We start from the raw sequence: 18,846 nt of genomic DNA, 5'->3' as shown, positions 1-18,846 counted from the left end.
AATTGGTATTGAGAGATGGTTGCAATAGGAAAAAGAAAGAAGTTTTTGGTAAAATAATGGAAAGAGGGAAAGGATGGGAACTTTTGAAAATTAGAATACAAAATCAGATTCAATTTGATGAACAACTCGAAGTGATGGATCAATATTACGAAGGGGAGTGGAAGGAAAAGGGGGGCTATCACTATCTGCTTTACGTCAACGAAGAAGGAGAAAAAGTAGCCTTGAAATTTCATGATCAAGAATTGACCATGACTCGCTTCTCAACTCCAAAATCCATCATGAAATTTATAGCTTCTGAGAAAGGTCATGCGCTCATTCCAACTCCCCTGGGCATGCAGCAGTTTGTGATTGATACTCAGGAATATAGATTGGAGCAAAATAAGCTTGGCTTGTCCTATCAGTTGTTGACGACGGATGAAAGTCAGCAATTCGCTACCTATCGCTTAGAATTGACATGGGGAGACTAGTTTTTTAGTAGTTTTTCTTGATTTTTTTATGAGTTGTGGTATAATGAAACCACTCAAGGGAGTAGCTGGCGGGAAACCGCGATAGTGTCGTCATTCCGAATTATTTCCGGCGCTATATTAAACAGCGAGACTTGTTTTTTTAAAAAACAGGTCTCTTTTTTTGTAAAAAGAGGCCAAAAAGGAGGAGACTGTTTTGTCAAAAGAACAAAATAAAGACTTGTTTTACACACAGACCTCAGAAGAAGTCCTAAAGAACTTGGACTCATCTATCGAGGGTTTGTCAACTGCTCAAGCTCAAGAACGCCTAGCGACTTATGGTCGCAATGAGTTGGAAGAGGGAGAGAAACGGAGCCTGCTAGCTAAATTCCTTGATCAATTTAAGGATTTGATGATTATCATCTTGCTTGCAGCAGCGGCACTTTCTGTGATTACAGAAGGGATGGATGGTTTAACGGATGCCATGATCATCTTGGCCGTTGTTGTCTTGAATGCTGCCTTTGGGGTTTACCAAGAAGGGCAAGCAGAAGCAGCCATTGAAGCTCTGAAAAATATGTCTAGCCCGATGGCTCGTGTTCGTCGTGATGGTCATGTCATTGAGATTGACTCAAAAGAATTGGTACCTGGAGATATCGTCTTGCTTGAAGCAGGAGATGTCGTGCCCGCAGATATGCGTTTGTTTGAAGCAGCTTCCCTTAAAATTGAAGAAGCAGCTCTTACAGGGGAGTCTGTCCCAGTTGAAAAAGATGTGACAGGACTTGTTGAAGCGGATGCCGGTATCGGGGACCGTGTTAACATGGGTTACCAAAACTCAAACGTAACTTACGGTCGTGGGATTGGTGTCGTGACCAACACTGGTATGTACACAGAAGTTGGTAAGATTGCGGACATGTTGGCTAATGCTGACGAGACAGAGACACCATTGAAGCAAAGCTTGGAACAATTATCTAAGGCCTTGACTTACTTGATCGTTGTGATTGCAGTGATCACTTTCTTGGTTGGTGTCTTTGTTCGTGGAGAACATCCATTAGAAGGCTTGATGGTGGCGGTTGCTCTTGCGGTTGCTGCGATTCCAGAAGGTCTCCCTGCCATTGTAACCATCGTTCTATCTTTGGGGACAACAACCCTTGCCAAACGTAATTCGATTGTTCGTAAATTACCAGCAGTTGAAACTCTTGGTTCAACAGAAATCATCGCATCTGATAAAACAGGTACTTTGACCATGAACCAAATGACGGTTGAAAAAGTTTATACCAACGGTCAATTGCAAAGCTCGGCATCCGAGATTGCTGCTAGCAACAATACCCTCCGTATCATGAACTTTGCCAATGATACCAAGGTGGATCCATCTGGTAAGTTGATTGGGGATCCAACGGAGACAGCTCTTGTACAGTTTGGTTTGGACCACAACTTTGATGTTCGTGAGGTCTTGAAGGATGAACCACGTGTAGCTGAATTGCCATTTGACTCAGACCGTAAGCTCATGTCTACCATTCATAAGGAAGCAGACGGTTCTTACTTTATCGCTGTCAAGGGTGCACCTGATCAGCTGCTCAAGCGCGTGACTCGTATTGAAGTCAATGGGGAAGTTCGCCCCATCACAGAAGAAGATAAACAAGCTATCCTTGCTACCAACAAAGACTTGGCTAAGCAAGCCCTTCGTGTCTTGATGATGGCTTATAAGACAAGTAAGGAAATTCCAACCTTGGAATCTGAAATTGTTGAATCTGACCTCATCTTCTCTGGTTTGGTCGGCATGATCGACCCTGAACGTCCAGAAGCTGCAGAAGCTGTCCGAGTCGCTAAGGAAGCGGGTATCCGTCCGATTATGATCACTGGTGACCACCAAGATACGGCTGAAGCTATCGCCAAACGTCTCGGTATCATCGATCCAAATGATACAGAAGACCATGTCTTCACTGGAGCTGAGTTGAACGAACTCTCTGATGAAGAATTCCAAAAAGTCTTCAAACAATACTCTGTATACGCTCGTGTATCACCTGAACACAAGGTTCGGATCGTGAAAGCCTGGCAAAAAGAAGGCAAGGTTGTTGCCATGACAGGTGATGGGGTCAATGACGCGCCATCACTTAAGACAGCAGATATTGGTATCGGTATGGGGATTACAGGTACAGAGGTTTCTAAGGGGGCTTCTGATATGGTCCTTGCCGATGACAACTTCGCAACTATTATTGTAGCAGTAGAAGAAGGACGTAAGGTCTTCTCCAATATCCAAAAATCCATCCAATACCTCTTGTCTGCCAATATGGCTGAGGTCTTCACGATTTTCTTTGCAACCCTCTTTGGTTGGGATGTGTTGCAACCAGTGCATCTTCTCTGGATCAACTTGGTAACTGATACTTTACCAGCTATCGCTCTTGGGGTAGAGCCTGCTGAGCCAGGCGTTATGACCCACAAACCTCGTGGTCGTAAGTCTAACTTCTTTGATGGTGGTGTCTTTGGGGCTATCCTTTATCAAGGAATCTTCCAAACGATGCTAGTTCTTGGTGTCTATGGTTGGGCTTTGATTTCTCCTGAACACTCTACTCGTGCAGAAATCCATGCTGACGCATTGACTATGGCCTTTGCAACTCTTGGATTGATCCAATTGCTCCATGCCTTTAACGTTAAATCCGTTTACCAATCCATCTTTAAAGTAGGACTCTTTAAAAACAAGACCTTTAACTGGTCTATCCCAGTTGCCTTCATTCTTTTAATGGCGACCATTATGGTACCTGGATTCAATAAACTCTTCCATGTGTCTCATTTGAGCTTGACACAATGGTTGGTTGTTGCTGTAGGTGCCCTTATGATTGTTGTTTTGGTTGAAATCGTTAAAGCTGTTCAACGAGCACTCGGAAAAGATAAAAATGCCATTTAAGTATTAAAAAAGTCATCTTCGGATGGCTTTTTTTGTGTGCAGAGGTGTCTAGGCATATTTCTTGAGCCCAGACTTGATTTTTGATAAACTAGACAACAGTTTGAAGAAAGGAAACTATATTATGAAAAAGTTTTTTGCTGAAGTAATCGGCACATTTATGCTTGTCTTTATCGGGACTGGCGCTGTTGTTTTTGGAAATGGAACTGAAGGACTTGGGCATTTAGGAATTGCCTTGGCATTCGGTTTGTCAATTGTTGCGGCTGCATACTCCATTGGGACTGTTTCTGGTGCTCACTTGAACCCAGCTGTTTCCATTGCTATGTTTGTAAACAAACGCTTATCTTCAAAAGACTTGGTCAATTACATTGTAGCGCAAGTAGTGGGAGCTTTCATTGCGACTGCTTCTGTCTTCTTCCTTTTGTCCAATTCAGGTATGTCAACAGCTAGTCTTGGTGAAAATGCCTTGGCTAAAGGAGTGACTCCATTTGGCGGTTTCTTGTTTGAAGTGATTGCTTCCTTTATCTTTATCTTGGTCATCATGACAGTGACATCAGCTTCTAAAGGAAACGGGAAGATCGCTGGTCTTGTGATTGGTTTGAGCTTGACCTTGATCATTCTTGTTGGCTTGAACATTACAGGTCTTTCTGTTAACCCAGCTCGTAGCTTGGCTCCTGCTCTCTTTGTAGGTGGTGCAGCCCTTCAACAAATTTGGATCTTTATCCTTGCTCCAATCGTTGGTGGTGTTTTGGCAGCCCTTCTTGCAAAGAATCTCATTGAAACAGAAGCATAAGCAATTTTAACGAAAAAAGATTTCGATTCCCTATGAGAGTCGAAATCTTTTCTTTTTAGCAATCAAGGATGGTTAAAGCCTGACGAAATTCACTTGCTAAATGTTGTCTTTTGTATTGATGAAATTCAGCTAAGTCTTTCACAGCATTGTAGCGTTTATGAAGACGATACATTTGAGGAATCTTGTATTGAGGAAAGTCCTTGAAAAAGTCTTCCGTCAGTTGCCATTCTCGAATATAGCCAAGAGGCCGCATGTGATAGTGGATGCCATCGATGACTCTAGAAGGATGGCGATGGTGCAAGTGGCCAAAAACCACGTCCGATACCTTATGCTTCAAAAAGAGATCGTGAAAAACTTGACTGCCTAAGAAGGCATTGAATTTCTGAAAGTAGGGGTGGCTAACGAGAAAGTCCTTGTGGGGAACAAAGTGAAGAGCGACGATGATTCTACCATCTAAAGAAGCGAGGACCTGATCCAATTGGGAGAGGACTTCTTGCGTGATGGTTGGATCATCGAAAGGACGTTCCAATCTTCGATCAAACCAGAAAGTATTTTTGGTACGCAGGTGGGCCTCCTTGCTCTTTTCAGGGACAAAGCTATAATCGTACCAACCAGCAAGACTGACTAAATGGCTATCCCCAAAGGTTTGGACTTGAAAATCGTACTGTTTGATTTCTGCTTCTGAAAGAGATAGCATATCGTGATTACCCAGGTTAAAGGAGACAGGAATCTGTCTTTGGAGTTCCTGAATAAAGGGGAGACTTATCTGCTTAAAGTCATTGGAAATGTCGCCAGCTAGATGAAGGTGATCAATTTGTTCTTCTTTTAGGACCTGATGGAGTTGCATGCGTTCGGTCTCGCCAAACTGATTGGAATCCAGGTGCAGGTCACTCATAAAACCAATACGTGTCATATCACTAGTGTATCATAAGTTGATAAGAAAAAGAAAGTTAACTAACATGTAACAAATCTAACAATTATGTAACAAAGGAGGTGACAACAGCTTGGTTTTATGCGATTTTTTGTGGTCAAATGATTCCTACTATCTCTTACTATGTGCAAATGATGGGGTTTGTGGTATAATAGACTGATACTTAGAAAGAGGTACTTATGGATATTTCAGAAATCCGTCAGAAAATTGACGCGAATCGTGAAAAATTAGCTTCTTTCAGGGGGTCTCTTTGACTTAGAGGGTCTGGAAGAAGAAATTGCCATTTTGGAAAACAAAATGACAGAACCTGATTTTTGGGATGATAATATTGCAGCGCAAAAAACGTCCCAGGAATTAAATGAGTTGAAACAAACCTATGAGAATTTCCATCAAATGACAGACTTGTTTGATGAATCCGAAATCCTTCTTGAGTTTCTCTCAGAAGATGAATCCGTTCACGAAGAGCTAGAAGAGAAGTTGATAGAGTTGGATAAGATGATGACCAGTTATGAAATGACGCTTCTCTTGTCAGAACCCTATGATAATAATAATGCAATCTTGGAAATCCATCCGGGATCTGGAGGTACTGAGGCTCAGGACTGGGGAGATATGCTTCTTCGGATGTATACCCGCTTCGGAAATGCTCATGGTTTCAAGGTGGAAGTCTTGGACTACCAGGCGGGAGACGAGGCTGGGATTAAATCTGTTACGCTGTCTTTCGAAGGACCGCATGCCTATGGGTTGTTGAAATCAGAAATGGGCGTTCACCGTTTGGTACGAATCTCGCCATTCGACTCAGCTAAACGTCGCCATACTTCATTCACGTCAGTTGAAGTCATGCCAGAATTGGATGATACAATTGAAGTAGAAGTCCGAGATGACGATATCAAGATGGATACCTTCCGTTCGGGTGGAGCTGGTGGACAGAATGTCAACAAGGTTTCAACAGGTGTTCGTTTGACTCATATCCCGACAGGGATTGTGGTTGCTTCGACAGTTGACCGGACTCAGTACGGAAACCGTGACCGTGCAATGAAAATGTTGCAGGCAAAACTTTATCAATTGGAGCAAGAAAAGAAGGCAGCTGAAGTGGATTCCTTAAAGGGTGATAAAAAAGAAATCACCTGGGGAAGTCAGATTCGCTCCTATGTCTTTACTCCATACACCATGGTGAAAGACCACCGTACAAGCTATGAAGTAGCCCAAGTTGATAAAGTAATGGACGGAGATATTGATGGCTTTATTGATGCCTATTTGAAATGGCGTCTCAATTAAAGTCCTCCTTCTATATAAAATGTGGAAAGGAATTTTCAATACATGTCAATGATTGAAATGAAAGATGTTGTCAAAAAGTATGACAACGGAACGACAGCTCTTCGAGGAGTGACCGTTCATATTGAACCAGGAGAATTTGCCTATATTGTAGGACCTTCTGGTGCAGGTAAATCAACCTTTATTCGCTTACTTTACCGTGAGGTGAAGCATGATAAAGGAACCTTGAAAGTTGCTGGTTTTGATTTAGATAAAATCAAAAAACGCGATATTCCGAAGTTGCGTCGGAACGTTGGGGTAGTCTTCCAAGACTACAAATTGCTTCCTAAAAAGACTGTTTATGAAAATATTGCCTACGCAATGGAAGTAATTGGAGAGCGTCGTAGAAACATTAAAAAACGCGTTATGGAAGTTTTGGATCTTGTTGGTTTGAAACACAAGGTTCGTTCATTCCCAAATGAGCTTTCAGGTGGTGAGCAACAACGGATCGCTATCGCGCGTGCCATCGTCAACAATCCTAAAGTATTGATTGCGGACGAACCAACAGGGAACTTGGACCCAGATAACTCTTGGGAAATTATGAACCTCTTAGAGCGAATTAATTTGCAAGGAACCACTGTTTTGATGGCGACTCATAATAGCCAAATTGTAAATACACTTCGTCACCGTGTTATCGCCATTGAAAATGGCCGTGTTGTACGGGATGAAGCGGAAGGAGAGTACGGATACGATGATTAGAAGATTTTTCCGCCATCTCATTGAATCATTTAAAAGTTTAAAACGGAATGGCTGGATGACCATTGCTGCGGTTAGTTCGGTGACGATTACACTTGGACTTGTAGCGATTTTTGCCTCAGTCATTGCGAATACGATCAAGCTATCAGATGATATTCAAAATAGTGTACGGATTGTTGTCTATATGCGTAAGGATATCCAAGATCAAAGCCAGCAGATCGAAAAAGAAGGCCAGATGGTTGATAATGAGGATTATAAGAAAGTCTATAATGCATTGACAGCCATGAAGAATGTTGATAAAGTTGAGTTCTCCAGCAAGGAAGAACAGTATGAAAACTTGATCAAGACTGCCGGTAACAACTGGAAAATTTTTGACGGGGATGCTAATCCTCTCTATGATGCTTATTTTGTAGAGACGACGGCTCCTAAGTATGTAAAAGAAGTTTCCAAGGCCGCTAAGAAAATCGAAGGGGTGTCTGAAGTAAAAGATGGGGGAGTTGATACTCAACGTCTCTTTGCTCTCGGGAACTTCATCCGTATTTGGGGCTTGATTGGTGCCGCTTTACTAATCTTTATCGCGGTCTTCTTGATTTCTAATACGATTCGGATTACCATTATTTCACGAAGTCGAGAAATCAAGATTATGCGTCTGGTAGGTGCTAAGAGTGGCTATATTCGTGCGCCATTCCTTCTGGAAGGTGCCTGGATTGGCTTGATTGGTGCAATCCCGCCAGCCCTCTTGCTTTATTATGTCTATAATATTGTCTACAAGTCTATGTACAATACCCTACAAGATCAGAAATTGTTCTTATACAGTCCAAACCTTCTTGTTCCAATTATGGTCGGTGGTTTGTTTGGTCTCGGTATTTTAATTGGAGCGATTGGCTCATCTATTTCAATGAGACGTTTCTTGAAGATTTAAGAATATAAAAAAAAGAGGCTGGGACAAAAATCCTAGCCTCTTAATTGTCTTTGGATTGTCGAGTAAGACGCAGTGGTTGAGTGGGCTCTACTACGCTGCTTTCATAAGCTTTTACAGTCCTACTCAACTGTGCGGAGGTGGGACGACGAAATCGAATTCTAACGAATTACCGATTTCTGTCCCACTCTCTTTTTTAACGATTCCGAAAAAAGGGATTAAACATTTTTTCATGACCGATGGTGGTGTCATTCCCATGTCCTGGGTAAACTGTATAGGAGGATGGAAGAGTGAGCAATTGTGTCTCAATACTTTCAAGAAGTTGAGGGCCACTTCCTGTAGGCAAATCAGTCCTTCCAATGGTTTCTCGGAAAAGGGCATCACCTGTCAAGACGAGGTGGTCATCAGGAAAGACAAAGGAGACCCCTCCAATGGAATGTCCTGGTGTATGAAGGACATAAAAATGGAAGTTTTTCAAATGATAATCTGTTTGGTAGTTAAAATGCTCTTCGGCTGGCTGGCAGACCACATCCATTAAATCAGAATGGCGGTCTAGTCCGGAAAGATTGTCCACAGGACTTTGGAGCCAGGTCGCTTCATGAGCATCTACATAAACAGGTGGATGGCCATAAGTTTCCCGCACCTTCTCTAAACTCATGATATGGTCGTAGTGGGTATGGGTGAGGAGAATAGCAACAATTGGTTTTGCGAGCTGATCAATGCGGTTTCGAATACTTTCCCAGGCACTACCAGGATCAACAACGAGAAGATCATTTTCATTTTCAAGTAGGTAGGTGTTTTCATAAGCGATGGGGTTGACAATGCGGTGGATTTTCATAAGAGCTCCTTTCTCTATTAGTCTATCAAAAATATGGTAAAATAGCTGACTAAAACGCCTCTGGAGACCGAAGAATAATCGCTTGGTTGAATTTAGCTCCTTCAATCTCATTAAAATACCAAGCAAAGCGAGTCGGAAAATGATATAATTTTAAGTGCTATGACGACGAATGTTAAAAGAAAATATGCTGTCGTGGACCTGGAAGCGACCAGTGCAAGCAGCAATGCAAAAATTATTCAAATCGGGATTGTCATCATTCAAGATGGGCAGATTGTAGAGAGCTATGAGACAGACGTCAACCCGCATGAGGAACTAGATGAACATATTCGCCAACTGACTGGAATTACCAATCGGCAACTAAAGAAGGCACCGGATTTTTCTCAGGTAGCCAGGGAAGTATACGAACTGATAGAAGATGCTGTCTTTGTGGCTCATAATGTCAAATTTGATGCTAATCTCTTGGCAGAATCTTTGTTTTGGGAAGGATTTGAGCTCATAACACCCCGGATCGACACGGTTGAATTGGCCCAAGTCTTTTTCCCAACCCTAGAAAGATACAATTTAAGTAGCCTGTGTGAAGAATTGGCGATTCCTCTAGACCATGCCCACTCAGCTATCTCAGATGCGCAAGCAACCGCCCAGCTATTTCTTAAGCTTCGTGAAACGATTGCTTCCTTACCAAGAGAATTGGTTGAAACCTTGCTGTCATTTTCTGATAATCTGATTTACGAGTCGAGACTCTTGATAGAAGATGCGTTCGAGGATGCGGGAGCTTTTCATAAAGAGGACTTAACATCTCACCATGGGATTTTTCTTCGTAAGCCTCTGATCAAAAGAGATGCCAAGAATTTTTCTGATCAGTTTGCTATTAATATCCAGTTAATGGGCATGGACCCCCGTCCCTTGCAGCAAGAGTTTGCCCAGTCAATTGAAGAAAGTCTTCAGTCTTCGAGAGAAGTAGCAACCTTTGTCGAGGGACCTACTGGGATTGGAAAAACCTATGGCTACCTCCTTCCCTTACTAGCGCATACAAAGGACCAGATTGTTGTCAGTGTTCCAACCAAGGTCTTACAAGACCAAATCATGCAACAGGAAGCTAAGACGATTGAGGACGTTTTTCAGACTTCTTTTCATAGCCTAAAGAGTCCTCAAAATTATCTAAAACTGGATGAGTTCTTTCGAATCTTGCATGAACCAGAGGAAAATCGTCTATGGAATCGGTTCAAAATGCAATTGCTAGTCTGGTTGACCCAAACAAGGACGGGTGATCTAAACGAAGTGGGACAGCTCCATCGTTACGGGAATTTTGTTCAACGAATCCGTCATGATGGGAAGCTATCAAAAAAATCTTTATTTTACACAGAAGATTTTTGGCGTCTCGGTCAAGAAAAAGCCAAAATGAGTCGAGTCTTGCTCACCAATCATGCCTATTTATTGACTCGATTAGAGGATGATCCTTCTCTAGTAGAATATCGGACTCTAGTGGTGGATGAAGCACAAAAACTTTATTTTTCATTGGAGCAGTTTTCAAGGGCTTCCTTATCATTATCAGATTTCATGCTAGATCTGCAACGGGAGATAGAAATAGAAAAATCCTTGCTGAAACGACGGATCCTTGAGAGTCTCCAATTTGAATTGAATGCTCTACTCAAACATCTTGAATCGGGTAGCAGAAAGGTCGAACTAACACCGGAACAGGTGAAAAAAATTCGCCAGGATTTATCTGAACTAGATAGTCCAGTCTTGGCTGCATTAAAAACGGTCTTTGATCCTCGTTTTCAAATTTTTTGGATTGATCGTACACAAGAGAATCAGCATCCGATAATTCGCTTGCAGTCTGGAAGAGAGGGCTTGGTTTCCCTTCAAGACTTTATTCCAACAACTACCAGACTTCTCTTGGTCTCAGCTACCTTATCCATTAGTAAAAAGGTCAATCTAGCCTCGATTTTAGGAATTGAGAATTACCAATTCATTGGGAAAGAACTGTCCTATCATCAAGGGCAAACCATCTTCATCGATCGAGAATTTCCTGATTTGACCAATTTGACGCAAGAGGAATTAGCTAGCTCTTTAGCAAGTTATTTGGATGATCTAGCAGCTACTGGCTTGCCTCTCTTTGCCTTGTTCACTTCCAAGGACTTGCTTTTAGCAACTTCTCAGCTGATGACAGTGGGTCATCTGGCTCAGTATAAGAATGGTGAAGCAGCAACTATTAAACGCCGATTTGATAGAGGGGAAGCTTCCGTCCTTTTAGGATCCGGTAGTTTTTGGGAAGGGGTCGATTTTGCCCAGCAAGCAAAAATCATTCAAGTCATCCCTCGCATTCCTTTTGATAATCCAAGTGATTTCTTCGTGCAAAAACTGCACGAAACCTTGCGTCTAGAAGGGAAAAATCCTTTCTATGATTATAGTTTGCCACTAGCTATCTTACGCTTGAAGCAGGCTCTTGGACGCTCGAGTCGTTCGAGCGAGCAAGAATCTCTGGTCATTTTATTAGATCAACGCTTATTAAATCGTCAATATGGTTCGCAGATTCAAGCTAGTTTAGAGAAAATAGCTCCTCTTGTCATTGCTAAGACAGGAGAAGTAAAAGAAGTTGTTGAACAATTTAGGAGTTAACATGAATCAAAAACCCAATGGAACTCAGTATGTTCCCGGTGTCTTGCTAGCCGCTCTCACAGCAGGACTATCTATGGTGTTAGGAAAAGCAGTACCTATCCTTGGCTCTAGTCTCTTTGCTATCCTATGTGGGATCCTCTTGAATGCTAGTCAACTCTTGCCTCAAAATAGCAGGCCGGGACTAGCCTATTCAGGGAAAAAACTCTTGCAATATTCCATTATCTTGATGGGCTTTACCTTGTCCTTTCAAAAGGTGACCCAATTGGGCCTTTCTTCTTTGGTCATTAGTTTACCGACCATCAGTATTGCCTTTCTCTCTGCTTTTGCAATGGGCTACCTCTTAAAAGCTCCAAAGATCTTAACAGCCTTGGTTGGAATGGGGACAGCTATTTGTGGAGGTTCTGCAATCGCGGCAGCCTCTCCTGTTCTAGAAGCTGATGAAAATGACATTGCTCTGTCCATGTCGACCATCTTTTTCTTTAATATCCTAGCGGTTTTCCTCTTTCCTTTCTTTGGTCACCTCCTTGCTATGACGGATCGGCAATTTGGTTTTTGGGCAGGAACGGCCATTAATGATACCTCATCTGTTGTAGCGGCCGCATTTTCCTATAGTAAAGCAGCGGGTGAAGTGGCTACGGTTGTAAAGTTGACCCGAGCTCTGATGATTATTCCAATCTGTTTTGGGATGTTGGGACTAAAACTTCTAGGACGGTCGAAACAGGATCGAGAAGGCAAGCAAGTGAAATTGAGTAAAATTGTTCCTTGGTTTATTTTTTACTTCCTTTTGGCCTCTTTAGTGACGTCCTTTGGCTGGTTTCCAAGTTCTTGGATCCCCTTCTGTAAATGGTTGTCACAATATTTGATGGCCATGGCCTTGGTTGGCATTGGAAGTCAAGTGTCTATTCAGGCCTTCCGTAAGCAGGGGGTGGCCCCTTTGCTCATCGGCCTTGTGGCCTGGCTAGCTGTATCCATTTCTAGTTTGCTACTTCAACACGTTTTAAGAATCTAAATGAAAGGGAGATAAAATGAAGAGACGTCAGTCTTTCAAACTTAGAGGAGATTTCTCCTTGATCACCACTGTTTTGTTATTGTTGGCATTTGGAGTGGTGGCAGTCTACATTGCAGTTTCAAATGATTATCCTGACCTGGTTTGGCCCATTCTAGGCCAACAGGTTGCCTGGATTGTTTTGGGCTGTATGATTAGTTTTGTCGTCATGCTCTTTAATACAGAATTTTTATGGAAAGTGACGCCTTATTTGTATGTCTTTGGTTTGGTCTTAATGGTCTTGCCCCTTTATTTTTACAACCCAAACTTGGTTGCTTCGACCGGTTCTAAAAACTGGATATCCTATAAGGGGATTAGCCTCTTTCAACCATCAGAATTTATGAAAATTTCTTATATCTTGATGGTCTCTCGTTCGATTGTTCATTTTTTACGAAACAATAGGGAAGAAGAGCGAACGCTAAAAAAAGACTTTTTTCTCATTCTACAAATTGCTGCCTATACCGTACCGGTTATTGGGCTCTTAGCCTTCCAACATGATTTTGGAACCTCCTTGGTATTTATGGCGATTTTCTCAGGGGTAGTCCTCATCTCAGGGGTCTCCTGGAAAATCATTTTACCAATCTTTTTAACCCTCGCAGGGGGAATCGCTCTCTTTTTGGCCATCTTTCTATCAAACGGTGGGCGGGCCTTTCTTCATCAAACTCTGGGGATGCCCACCTATCAGATGAATCGTATTTTAGCCTGGTTAAATCCTTTTGATTATGCACAAACCATGACTTTCCAACAGGCTCAAGGACAGTTGGCAATCGCAAGCGGTGGTTTATTGGGCCAAGGCTTTAATGTATCCAACCTTTTGATCCCTGTCCGGGAGAGTGATATGATTTTTACGGTCATTGCGGAAGATTTTGGATTTGTAGGAGGACTGGGTCTCCTTCTCTTATACATGTTTTTAGTTTATAAAATGTTGCGAATTACCCTGAAATCCAATAATCAATTTTACACCTATATCTCAACTGGTTTCATCATGATGTTAGTCTTCCACATATTTGAAAATATTGGGGCCGTAACAGGTATATTACCACTGACTGGAATTCCCTTGCCTTTTATCTCACAAGGGGGATCGGCTATTGTTAGTAACCTCATTGGGATTGGCTTATTGTTATCCATGAGCCATCAAAATCGAGTGACAGAAGAACGAAAAAAAGAAAGTCGACTATTGAGGCAAAAACAACTCAGTCGGCTACAAGAGAAAGGAATCATTTGATATGTCAAAAGTAGCAGTTATGTTAGCAAGTGGGTTTGAGGAAATAGAGGCCTTGACCGTTGTCGATGTCTTGCGAAGAGCAGCAATCGAGTGCCAAATGGTTGGATTTGATCCAGAAGTGACAGGTTCTCATGGCATCACAGTGAAGGTAGATGAAATCTGGTCCGGTTCATTGGATCATTTTGATGGCATTGTCCTTCCAGGAGGGATGCCTGGTGCGGCGAATCTACGCGACCATGAAGGCTTGATTCAGTCTTTAAAAGAAGCCCATGAACAAGGGAAAAGTCTTGCGGCTATTTGTGCAGCTCCGATTGTGTTGGATCGGGCAGGAGTGTTAGATGAAAAACACTACACCTGCTATGATGGCTTTGAAAAAGAAATTGCAACAGGACACTATGTGAAAGAAGCAGTGGTTCAGGATGGTCACATCTTGACCAGTCGGGGTCCTGCAACTGCACTGGCTTTTTCTTATGCATTGGTCAACCATTTTGGTGGGGATGCAGCAAAATTAAGAGCAGGCATGCTCTATCAAGATGTTTTTGGGACATCGGCCCCATAGATGGTGAGATGAAAAATGAAGGTAGGGAATTTCCTGTCTTCATTTTTTTATCGTCTAGATTTCTAAAATATAAATGCTTTTTGAATGAAAGTAAAATAGGTGGGAGATGACTGTAAAAAAACCGTGAAAACATTGACTTTACAAGCAATTTTTTGAAAAATATGGTATAATTGAAACTATGGATTATCATGATTTTATATGGGATCTTGGTGGGACTTTATTGGACAATTATGAGACCTCTACAAAAGCTTTTGTAGCGACCTTACAGTATTTCCAAAGGGAGGCTGATCATGATTCTGTTTATGCAGCTTTAAAGGTTTCCACGGATTATGCTGTTCAGCAGTTTGCGGCAGACCTTCCAGACTTTCTGGGAGAGTATAAACAACGAGAGAAAGAAGCTCTTGAAATCCCCTGCTTATTCGAGGGGACTGAGGAGTTATTGCATCGTCTGACAGTGGTCGGAGCCCGTCATTTTTTGATTTCTCACCGTGACCATCATGTAGAGACCATCTTAGAAAAAACAGGGATTCGTCATTACTTTACAGAAGTTGTGACAGCTGATGATGGTTTTCCACGTAAACCAGATCCTACGTCCATGTTGTATCTAAAAGACAAGTATGCGATTGAGTCAGGCTTGGTGATTGGAGATCGCCCGATCGATATCGAAGCTGGTCAAAGAGCTGGCATGGAGACTTATTTGTTTGACTCAATGGATCAATTAAGTGCCTATATTTTTAATTAGAAAAGGGAAAGAATGACAGAAGAATTGAAGCAAGAAACGACTGGCCAAGAATATGATGCCAGTCAGATTCAGGTTTTAGAAGGTTTAGAAGCAGTTCGGATGCGTCCGGGGATGTATATCGGATCCACTTCTAAAGAAGGTCTTCACCATTTGGTCTGGGAAATCGTCGATAACTCAATCGATGAGGCCCTTGCTGGTTTTGCTAGCCATATCGAAGTCTTTATCGAAGCTGATAATTCGATTACAGTCGTCGATGATGGACGGGGGATTCCGGTTGACATTCAAGAAAAAACGGGTCGTCCAGCGGTAGAAACTGTCTTTACCGTTCTCCATGCAGGAGGGAAATTTGGCGGTGGTGGTTACAAGGTTTCTGGTGGACTCCATGGAGTTGGATCATCCGTTGTAAATGCCTTGTCGACTCAGTTAGATGTTCATGTCCATAAGAATGGCCAAATTCATTACCAAGAATACAAACGAGGACAAGTCGTTGCAGATCTTGAAGTAATTGGCGAAACAGATCGAACTGGTACAACCGTACACTTTACTCCAGATCCAGAGATTTTCACAGAAACTACTGAATTTGACTTTGATAAGTTGAACAAGCGGATTCAAGAGTTAGCCTTCTTGAACCGTGGCTTACGGATCTCAATCACAGATAAGCGAGAAGGGCAAGAGCAGACAAAAGATTACCACTATGAGGGTGGGATTGCTAGTTATGTAGAGTACATCAACGAAAACAAGGATGTCATCTTCGAAACTCCGATCTATACTGATGGAGAATTGGATGATATCACGGTTGAAGTAGCCATGCAGTATACGACTGGTTATCACGAAACCGTCATGAGTTTTGCCAATAATATCCACACCCACGAAGGGGGGACTCATGAGCAAGGTTTCCGTACAGCTTTAACCCGTGTCATCAACGACTATGCGCGTAAGAATAAACTTCTCAAGGACAATGAAGAAAATCTAACAGGGGAAGATGTCCGGGAAGGGTTGACAGCAGTGATCTCTGTCAAACACCCAAATCCACAGTTTGAAGGACAAACCAAGACAAAACTTGGAAACTCTGAAGTGGTGAAGATTACCAACCGGCTGTTCAGTGATGCCTTCTCTGATTTCTTGTTGGAAAATCCACAGATTGCCAAGAAAATTGTCGAAAAGGGAATTTTGGCTGCCAAAGCGCGTGTTGCTGCTAAGCGCGCTCGTGAAGTCACCCGTAAGAAATCTGGTTTAGAAATCTCAAACCTTCCTGGTAAATTAGCAGACTGTTCATCTAACAATCCAGCTGAGACAGAACTCTTCATCGTCGAAGGAGACTCTGCCGGAGGATCTGCTAAATCAGGTCGGAACAGGGAGTTCCAGGCGATTCTCCCTATTCGTGGGAAAATCCTCAACGTGGAAAAGGCCAGCATGGACAAGATTTTAGCCAACGAGGAAATTCGTAGTCTTTTCACAGCCATGGGAACTGGTTTTGGTGCAGAATTTGACGTATCAAAAGCCCGTTATCAAAAATTAGTCATCATGACAGATGCCGATGTCGATGGAGCTCATATTCGAACCCTCCTCTTAACCTTGATTTATCGCTATATGAAACCAGTTTTGGAGGCAGGCTATGTTTATATCGCTCAACCACCAATCTATGGTGTAAAAGTCGGTAGTGAGATCAAAGAATACATCCAACCAGGAGCCAACCAAGAAGCAGAATTAGCTGAAGCCTTAGAACGCTATTCTGAGGGTCGTTCCAAACCAACGATTCAACGATACAAAGGTTTGGGTGAGATGGATGATCATCAGCTCTGGGAAACAACGATGAACCCAGAACACCGCCTCATGGCGCGTGTAACAGTTGATGATGCAGCAGAAGCAGATAAAATCTTTGATATGCTCATGGGAGATCGAGTAGAACCTCGCCGTGAATTTATCGAAGAAAATGCCGAATATAGTACACTTGATGTATAAAATTCTGCGATATTTGCCAATTATTCGAATATTTATGATATAATAACTACGATTACTTTCAAGTAATTTAATGAAGGAGTTTTTATATGTCTCGTGGACTAATTATTCTCATTATTGTCATTGGTGTCCTTTTGGTTTTAGGATATGTAGTGGCAGTCTTATTGAGAAAGCGTAACGAAGCCTTACTAGCAGCACTGGAAGAACGAAAAGAAGAGTTGTATAACCTTCCGGTAAATGATGAAGTAGAGGCTGTGAAGAATATGCATTTGATTGGTCAAAGTCAAGTTGCATTTCGTGAATGGAATCAAAAATGGGTGGACCTATCCCTCAATTCTTTTGCCGATATTGAGAACAACCTCTTTGAAGCAGAAGGCTACAACAATTCTTTCCGCTTTTTAAAAGCGAAACAAGCAATTGGAAATATTGAGAGTCAGATTCAATTAATTGATGAAGACATCAAGGCTATCCGTCAAGCTTTATCTGAATTAAAAGAAAAAGAAGAAATGAATAGCGGTCGCGTTGTTCATGCCTTGGATATGTTTGAAAACTTGCAAAAACAAGTGGCTTCTGATCCAGATGCATACGGCCCAGCGCTTCCCGAAATTGAGAAGCAAGCTGAAAATATTCAAGTTGAGTTTTCAAAATTTGTAACCTTGAATTCTTCTGGTGACCCTGTTGAAGCTGCTGAAATTCTTGACACAGCAGAAAACCATATTGTAGCCTTGACTCACATTGTTGAAAAAGTTCCTGCAATTGTGAAGGATGTCCAAACAACCCTTCCTGACCAATTGGAAGATTTGGAAGCTGGTCATCGCAAACTTTTGGAGTCTGGTTATCATTTTACAGAGACCGACTTGGAAGCACGTTTCCAACAATTACATGCATCTCTGAAAGCCAATCTACAAAATGTTGCTGCTCTAGAATTAGATAATGCGCTCTATGAAAATGAGCAGATTCAAGAAGAAATCAACGCCTTGTATGATATTTTCACTCGTGAAATTGAATCACACAAAGTCGTTGAAAAATTGGTCAAAGCCTTACCAGGTTACCTTGCCCATGCGAAGGAAAATAACAAGCGTTTAGCAGAAGAAGTTGAACGTCTCAGTAAAACATTCGAGAGCAAAGAACTCAAGGAAAATCATTTGAAAGAGTTAGAAGCTGAATTAACAGCTCAAGAGCTCGTTGTAGAGGATGCCTTGAAGGATACATCTGAAACTCAAAAAGCCTACTCTATTCTTCAAGAAGAGTTAGAAGCGATTGAAGAACGTCTGAAAGAAATTGAAGATGATCAAATTGCACTGAGCGAAACCTTATCTAAGATTGAGAAAGACGATACGAATGCTCGTCAAAAGGTAAATATCTACGCCAACCGTTTACATGCCATTAAGCGCTACATGGATAAGCGTAACTTACCTGGAATTCCTCAATCCTTCCTTACTATCTTCTTCACTGCAAGTGATAACACTGAAGCTCTCTTGGCTGAGTTAGAAGGTCGTCGTGTCAATATTGAAAACGCCAACCGTCTCCTGGATATTTTGACCAACGATATGACAGAGTTAGAGGAAGAAACGTACAAATTAGTACAGTATGCTACCCTAACAGAGCAGTTGCTTCAATACTCAAATCGCTATCGTTCATTCGATGATCATGTCCAAGCAGCGTTTGATGAAGCCTTGTACATTTTTGAAAAAGAGTATGACTATCCTGCTTCATTCAAAGTTATTTCAGAAGCATTGGAAACAGTAGAACCAGGAGTAACAGAGAGATTTGTTACCTCATATGAAAAAACAAGAGAATCCATCCGATTCTAATCCAAAACATCCAGGAGAAAATTCCTGGATGTTTTTTTATGGAGATGAAGGTG

Annotated in this window: 15 protein-coding genes; 13 read left to right on the top strand and 2 right to left on the bottom strand. The window is 42.0% G+C overall.

What is annotated here, in order from left to right; genetic code table 11:
• Window positions 1–83 precede the first annotated feature (83 nt).
• The 3 genes from EL081_RS06955 to EL081_RS06945 all read left to right on the top strand — a co-directional run bounded on the left by EL081_RS06955 (window position 84) and on the right by EL081_RS06945 (window position 4,135).
• Window positions 84–467, top strand: a complete 384-nt coding sequence (locus EL081_RS06955; protein WP_126404543.1) for a DUF1934 domain-containing protein — start codon at window positions 84–86, stop codon at window positions 465–467.
• 193 nt (window positions 468–660) lie between these two features.
• On the top strand, window positions 661–3,345 hold the full coding sequence (locus tag EL081_RS06950) for a cation-translocating P-type ATPase (protein WP_126404542.1): 2,685 nt from the start codon (window positions 661–663) through the stop codon (window positions 3,343–3,345).
• A gap of 121 nt (window positions 3,346–3,466) precedes the next feature.
• Complete coding sequence (locus EL081_RS06945; RefSeq protein WP_126404540.1) at window positions 3,467–4,135, top strand: MIP/aquaporin family protein; 669 nt, start codon at window positions 3,467–3,469, stop codon at window positions 4,133–4,135.
• Window positions 4,136–4,190: 55 nt separating this feature from the next.
• On the opposite strand, the gene EL081_RS06940 is transcribed toward EL081_RS06945, so the two are convergent.
• Window positions 4,191–5,048, bottom strand: coding sequence for a metallophosphoesterase (locus tag EL081_RS06940; RefSeq protein WP_126404539.1), 858 nt, complete (start codon window positions 5,046–5,048; stop codon window positions 4,191–4,193).
• 197 nt (window positions 5,049–5,245) lie between these two features.
• Here EL081_RS06940 and prfB point away from each other — a divergent pair.
• The 3 genes from prfB to ftsX all read left to right on the top strand — a co-directional run bounded on the left by prfB (window position 5,246) and on the right by ftsX (window position 7,995).
• A protein-coding gene (gene prfB, locus EL081_RS06935; RefSeq protein WP_111674402.1) for a peptide chain release factor 2 occupies window positions 5,246–6,341 on the top strand; the annotation gives its coding sequence in 2 pieces (ribosomal slippage) (window positions 5,246–5,317 and window positions 5,319–6,341; 1,095 coding nt in all).
• A gap of 42 nt (window positions 6,342–6,383) precedes the next feature.
• On the top strand, window positions 6,384–7,076 hold the full coding sequence (ftsE, locus tag EL081_RS06930; RefSeq protein ID WP_126404538.1) for a cell division ATP-binding protein FtsE: 693 nt from the start codon (window positions 6,384–6,386) through the stop codon (window positions 7,074–7,076).
• Window positions 7,069–7,995, top strand: a complete 927-nt coding sequence (gene ftsX, locus EL081_RS06925) for a permease-like cell division protein FtsX (protein ID WP_126404536.1) — start codon at window positions 7,069–7,071, stop codon at window positions 7,993–7,995. Before ftsE ends, ftsX begins: the two co-directional genes overlap by 8 nt.
• Window positions 7,996–8,188: 193 nt before the next feature.
• Here the strand turns inward: ftsX and EL081_RS06915 are convergent, their stop codons facing one another.
• Entirely contained in the window at window positions 8,189–8,830 is a 642-nt protein-coding gene (locus tag EL081_RS06915) for an MBL fold metallo-hydrolase (RefSeq protein WP_126404535.1), read from the bottom strand.
• Between the two features lie 159 nt (window positions 8,831–8,989).
• Between EL081_RS06915 and EL081_RS06910 the strand changes: the two genes are divergently transcribed.
• The 7 genes from EL081_RS06910 (at window position 8,990) to ezrA (ending at window position 18,793) form a co-directional block, all read left to right on the top strand.
• The gene (locus EL081_RS06910) at window positions 8,990–11,449 is read left to right on the top strand and encodes a bifunctional DnaQ family exonuclease/ATP-dependent helicase (protein WP_126404533.1); all 2,460 of its coding nucleotides are present in this window, start codon (window positions 8,990–8,992) and stop codon (window positions 11,447–11,449) included.
• A gap of 1 nt (window position 11,450) precedes the next feature.
• Entirely contained in the window at window positions 11,451–12,458 is a 1,008-nt protein-coding gene (locus EL081_RS06905) for a YeiH family protein (protein ID WP_126404531.1), read from the top strand.
• A 16-nt stretch (window positions 12,459–12,474) separates the two neighbouring features.
• Window positions 12,475–13,719: an FtsW/RodA/SpoVE family cell cycle protein gene (locus tag EL081_RS06900; protein WP_126404530.1), complete on the top strand. Its 1,245-nt coding sequence runs from the start codon at window positions 12,475–12,477 to the stop codon at window positions 13,717–13,719.
• Window position 13,720: 1 nt separating this feature from the next.
• Entirely contained in the window at window positions 13,721–14,278 is a 558-nt protein-coding gene (locus EL081_RS06895) for a DJ-1 family glyoxalase III (protein WP_126404529.1), read from the top strand.
• A gap of 178 nt (window positions 14,279–14,456) precedes the next feature.
• Window positions 14,457–15,020 (top strand): HAD-IA family hydrolase, encoded by a 564-nt coding sequence (locus EL081_RS06890; RefSeq protein ID WP_126404528.1) that lies wholly within the window; start codon window positions 14,457–14,459, stop codon window positions 15,018–15,020.
• Window positions 15,021–15,032: 12 nt separating this feature from the next.
• Entirely contained in the window at window positions 15,033–16,982 is a 1,950-nt protein-coding gene (gene gyrB / locus EL081_RS06885; RefSeq protein ID WP_048789359.1) for a DNA topoisomerase (ATP-hydrolyzing) subunit B, read from the top strand.
• Between the two features lie 86 nt (window positions 16,983–17,068).
• Window positions 17,069–18,793: a septation ring formation regulator EzrA gene (gene ezrA, locus EL081_RS06880; RefSeq protein WP_126404527.1), complete on the top strand. Its 1,725-nt coding sequence runs from the start codon at window positions 17,069–17,071 to the stop codon at window positions 18,791–18,793.
• The last annotated feature ends 53 nt before the right edge of the window (window positions 18,794–18,846 follow it).

The organism is Streptococcus viridans (assembly GCF_900636365.1).
In the GTDB taxonomy this organism is placed as follows: Bacteria; Bacillota; Bacilli; order Lactobacillales; family Streptococcaceae; genus Streptococcus; species Streptococcus viridans_A.
The sequence above is the reverse complement of the archived record's forward strand: the minus strand, read 5'-3'. Positions and strand labels throughout refer to the sequence as shown.

Bases quoted from the DNA above. Each gene is read 5' to 3' on its own strand.
- EL081_RS06940 (WP_126404539.1), bottom strand. From the start codon at position 5,048: ATGACACGTATTGGTTTTATGAGTGACCTGCACCTGGATTCCAATCAG.
- ezrA (WP_126404527.1), top strand. From the start codon at position 17,069: ATGTCTCGTGGACTAATTATTCTCATTATTGTCATTGGTGTCCTTTTG.
- EL081_RS06895 (WP_126404529.1), top strand. From the start codon at position 13,721: ATGTCAAAAGTAGCAGTTATGTTAGCAAGTGGGTTTGAGGAAATAGAG.
- ftsE (WP_126404538.1), top strand. From the start codon at position 6,384: ATGTCAATGATTGAAATGAAAGATGTTGTCAAAAAGTATGACAACGGA.
- EL081_RS06910 (WP_126404533.1), top strand. From the start codon at position 8,990: ATGACGACGAATGTTAAAAGAAAATATGCTGTCGTGGACCTGGAAGCG.
- EL081_RS06915 (WP_126404535.1), bottom strand. From the start codon at position 8,830: ATGAAAATCCACCGCATTGTCAACCCCATCGCTTATGAAAACACCTAC.
- EL081_RS06905 (WP_126404531.1), top strand. From the start codon at position 11,451: ATGAATCAAAAACCCAATGGAACTCAGTATGTTCCCGGTGTCTTGCTA.
- ftsX (WP_126404536.1), top strand. From the start codon at position 7,069: ATGATTAGAAGATTTTTCCGCCATCTCATTGAATCATTTAAAAGTTTA.
- EL081_RS06890 (WP_126404528.1), top strand. From the start codon at position 14,457: ATGGATTATCATGATTTTATATGGGATCTTGGTGGGACTTTATTGGAC.
- EL081_RS06945 (WP_126404540.1), top strand. From the start codon at position 3,467: ATGAAAAAGTTTTTTGCTGAAGTAATCGGCACATTTATGCTTGTCTTT.
- EL081_RS06900 (WP_126404530.1), top strand. From the start codon at position 12,475: ATGAAGAGACGTCAGTCTTTCAAACTTAGAGGAGATTTCTCCTTGATC.
- gyrB (WP_048789359.1), top strand. From the start codon at position 15,033: ATGACAGAAGAATTGAAGCAAGAAACGACTGGCCAAGAATATGATGCC.